Source organism: Bacillus sp. FSL M8-0063, assembly GCF_038005545.1.
Taxonomy (GTDB): domain Bacteria; phylum Bacillota; class Bacilli; order Bacillales; family Bacillaceae_G; genus Bacillus_A; species Bacillus_A wiedmannii.
Genome location: NZ_JBBOTJ010000011.1, coordinates 1 through 4,701, shown reverse-complemented (window position 1 = coordinate 4,701; position 4,701 = coordinate 1). Strand labels below are relative to the sequence as shown.

Here is a 4,701-nt window from a genome sequence, read left to right as displayed (position 1 = left end):
CATATTATATGGTTAAGTCCTCGATCTATTAGTATTCGTCAGCTCCACATGTCACCATGCTTCCACCTCGAACCTATCAACCTGATCATCTTTCAGGGATCTTACTAGCTTACGCTATGGGAAATCTCATCTTGAGGGGGGCTTCATGCTTAGATGCTTTCAGCACTTATCCCTTCCGCACATAGCTACCCAGCTATGCCCTTGGCAGAACAACTGGTACACCAGCGGTGCGTCCATCCCGGTCCTCTCGTACTAAGGACAGCTCCTCTCAAATTTCCTACGCCCACGACGGATAGGGACCGAACTGTCTCACGACGTTCTGAACCCAGCTCGCGTACCGCTTTAATGGGCGAACAGCCCAACCCTTGGGACCGACTACAGCCCCAGGATGCGATGAGCCGACATCGAGGTGCCAAACCTCCCCGTCGATGTGGACTCTTGGGGGAGATAAGCCTGTTATCCCCGGGGTAGCTTTTATCCGTTGAGCGATGGCCCTTCCATGCGGAACCACCGGATCACTAAGCCCGACTTTCGTCCCTGCTCGACTTGTAGGTCTCGCAGTCAAGCTCCCTTATGCCTTTGCACTCTACGAATGATTTCCAACCATTCTGAGGGAACCTTTGGGCGCCTCCGTTACACTTTAGGAGGCGACCGCCCCAGTCAAACTGCCCACCTGACACTGTCTCCCGGGTCGATAAGACCCGTAGGTTAGAATTTCAATACATTCAGGGCGGTATCCCACCAGCGCCTCCACCGAAGCTAGCGCTCCGGTTTCAATGGCTCCCGCCTATCCTGTACAAAATGTACCAAAATTCAATATCAGGCTACAGTAAAGCTCCACGGGGTCTTTCCGTCCTGTCGCGGGTAACCTGCATCTTCACAGGTACTATAATTTCACCGAGTCTCTGGTTGAGACAGTGCCCAAATCGTTACACCTTTCGTGCGGGTCGGAACTTACCCGACAAGGAATTTCGCTACCTTAGGACCGTTATAGTTACGGCCGCCGTTTACTGGGGCTTCAGTTCAGAGCTTCGCTTACGCTAACCCCTCTCCTTAACCTTCCAGCACCGGGCAGGTGTCAGCCCCTATACTTCGCCTTACGGCTTCGCAGAGACCTGTGTTTTTGCTAAACAGTCGCTTGGGCCTATTCACTGCGGCTTTCCGTTAAGAAAGCACCCCTTCTCCCGAAGTTACGGGGTCATTTTGCCGAGTTCCTTAACCAGAGTTCTCTCGCACACCTTAGGATTCTCTCCTCGCCTACCTGTGTCGGTTTGCGGTACAGGCACCTTTTATCTCGCTAGAAGCTTTTCTTGGCAGCGGGGAATCAAAGACTTCGCTCCATAAGGAGCTTCCCCATCACAGCTCAGCCTTCACGATAAGCGGATTTGCCTACTTATCAGCCTAACTGCTTGGACGTGCACAACCAATCGCACGCTTCTTCTATCCTTCTGCGTCCCTCCATTGCTCAAACGATAAAGAGGTGGTACAGGAATATCAACCTGTTGTCCATCGCCTACGCCTGTCGGCCTCGGCTTAGGTCCTGACTAACCCTGAGCGGACGAGCCTTCCTCAGGAAACCTTAGGCATTCGGTGGACGGGATTCTCACCCGTCTTTCGCTACTCATACCGGCATTCTCACTTCTAAGCGCTCCACCAGTCCTTCCGGTCTGACTTCACTGCACTTAGAACGCTCCCCTACCACTGATACCATTGGTATCAATTCGCAGCTTCGGTGGTGTATTTAGCCCCGGTACATTTTCGGCGCAGAGTCACTCGACTAGTGAGCTATTACGCACTCTTTAAATGGTGGCTGCTTCTAAGCCAACATCCTAGTTGTCTAAGCAACTCCACATCCTTTTCCACTTAATACACACTTTGGGACCTTAGCTGGCGATCTGGGCTGTTTCCCTCTTGACTACGGATCTTATCACTCGCAGTCTGACTCCTAAGGATAAGTCATTGGCATTCGGAGTTTGACTGAATTCGGTAATCCGATGAGGACCCCTAGTTCAATCAGTGCTCTACCTCCAAGACTCTTACACTTAAGGCTAGCCCTAAAGCTATTTCGGGGAGAACCAGCTATCTCCAGGTTCGATTGGAATTTCTCCGCTACCCACACCTCATCCCCGCACTTTTCAACGTGCGTGGGTTCGGGCCTCCATTCAGTGTTACCTGAACTTCACCCTGGACATGGGTAGATCACCTGGTTTCGGGTCTACGACCACGTACTAAACGCCCTATTCAGACTCGCTTTCGCTGCGGCTCCGCCTCTTCAGCTTAACCTCGCACGGGATCGTAACTCGCCGGTTCATTCTACAAAAGGCACGCCATCACCCATTAACGGGCTCTGACTATTTGTAGGCACACGGTTTCAGGATCTCTTTCACTCCCCTTCCGGGGTGCTTTTCACCTTTCCCTCACGGTACTGGTTCACTATCGATCACTAGGGAGTATTTAGCCTTGGGAGATGGTCCTCCCAGATTCCGACGGAATTTCACGTGTTCCGCCGTACTCAGGATACATTCAAGAGAGAACGAAGTTTCGACTACGGGGTTGTTACCCTCTACGACGGACCTTTCCAGGTCGCTTCGTCTACCTCGTTCCTTTGTAACTCCGTATAGAATGTCCTACAACCCCAAGAGGCAAGCCTCTTGGTTTGGGCTATGTTCCGTTTCGCTCGCCGCTACTCAGGAAATCGCATTTGCTTTCTCTTCCTCCAGGTACTTAGATGTTTCAGTTCCCTGGGTCTGTCTTCCTTACCCTATGTATTCAGGTAAGGATACCATACCATTACGTATGGTGGGTTTCCCCATTCGGAAATCTTCGGATCAAAGCTTACTTACAGCTCCCCGAAGCATATCGGCGTTAGTCCCGTCCTTCATCGACTCCTAGTGTCAAGGCATCCACCGTGCGCCCTTTCTAACTTAACCAAACTAAAATTAAAAAAATATGAGCTACACTGTTATCTAGTTTTCAAAGAACATACATTTATATATGAGAGATAGTTCTCTCAAAACTGAACAAAACGAAACACGGAAACTTATATTGATGAACAGCGTTCATCAATTCTCCATAGAAAGGAGGTGATCCAGCCGCACCTTCCGATACGGCTACCTTGTTACGACTTCACCCCAATCATCTGTCCCACCTTAGGCGGCTGGCTCCATAAAGGTTACCCCACCGACTTCGGGTGTTACAAACTCTCGTGGTGTGACGGGCGGTGTGTACAAGGCCCGGGAACGTATTCACCGCGGCATGCTGATCCGCGATTACTAGCGATTCCAGCTTCATGTAGGCGAGTTGCAGCCTACAATCCGAACTGAGAACGGTTTTATGAGATTAGCTCCACCTCGCGGTCTTGCAGCTCTTTGTACCGTCCATTGTAGCACGTGTGTAGCCCAGGTCATAAGGGGCATGATGATTTGACGTCATCCCCACCTTCCTCCGGTTTGTCACCGGCAGTCACCTTAGAGTGCCCAACTTAATGATGGCAACTAAGATCAAGGGTTGCGCTCGTTGCGGGACTTAACCCAACATCTCACGACACGAGCTGACGACAACCATGCACCACCTGTCACTCTGCTCCCGAAGGAGAAGCCCTATCTCTAGGGTTTTCAGAGGATGTCAAGACCTGGTAAGGTTCTTCGCGTTGCTTCGAATTAAACCACATGCTCCACCGCTTGTGCGGGCCCCCGTCAATTCCTTTGAGTTTCAGCCTTGCGGCCGTACTCCCCAGGCGGAGTGCTTAATGCGTTAACTTCAGCACTAAAGGGCGGAAACCCTCTAACACTTAGCACTCATCGTTTACGGCGTGGACTACCAGGGTATCTAATCCTGTTTGCTCCCCACGCTTTCGCGCCTCAGTGTCAGTTACAGACCAGAAAGTCGCCTTCGCCACTGGTGTTCCTCCATATCTCTACGCATTTCACCGCTACACATGGAATTCCACTTTCCTCTTCTGCACTCAAGTCTCCCAGTTTCCAATGACCCTCCACGGTTGAGCCGTGGGCTTTCACATCAGACTTAAGAAACCACCTGCGCGCGCTTTACGCCCAATAATTCCGGATAACGCTTGCCACCTACGTATTACCGCGGCTGCTGGCACGTAGTTAGCCGTGGCTTTCTGGTTAGGTACCGTCAAGGTGCCAGCTTATTCAACTAGCACTTGTTCTTCCCTAACAACAGAGTTTTACGACCCGAAAGCCTTCATCACTCACGCGGCGTTGCTCCGTCAGACTTTCGTCCATTGCGGAAGATTCCCTACTGCTGCCTCCCGTAGGAGTCTGGGCCGTGTCTCAGTCCCAGTGTGGCCGATCACCCTCTCAGGTCGGCTACGCATCGTTGCCTTGGTGAGCCGTTACCTCACCAACTAGCTAATGCGACGCGGGTCCATCCATAAGTGACAGCCGAAGCCGCCTTTCAATTTCGAACCATGCAGTTCAAAATATTATCCGGTATTAGCCCCGGTTTCCCGGAGTTATCCCAGTCTTATGGGCAGGTTACCCACGTGTTACTCACCCGTCCGCCGCTAACTTCTTGAGAGCAAGCTCTCAATCCATTCGCTCGACTTGCATGTATTAGGCACGCCGCCAGCGTTCATCCTGAGCCAGGATCAAACTCTCCAATAAAGTTAGTTTGTCTAGCATCTAAAAATAAAAATTGACGTTTCACGTTGTTTGTTTCGTTCAGTTTTCAAAGAAC

Annotated in this window: 2 rRNA genes; both read right to left on the bottom strand. The window is 51.2% G+C overall.

Annotation, left to right across the window (positions count from 1 at the left end):
• Positions 1 to 8: 8 nt before the first annotated feature.
• Positions 9 to 2,930 (bottom strand): 23S ribosomal RNA (locus MKX31_RS29075).
• 146 nt (positions 2,931 to 3,076) lie between these two features.
• Positions 3,077 to 4,628: ribosomal RNA gene (locus tag MKX31_RS29070) — 16S ribosomal RNA — on the bottom strand.
• The 16S and 23S rRNA genes sit together here, the layout of an rRNA operon.
• Positions 4,629 to 4,701 lie beyond the last annotated feature (73 nt).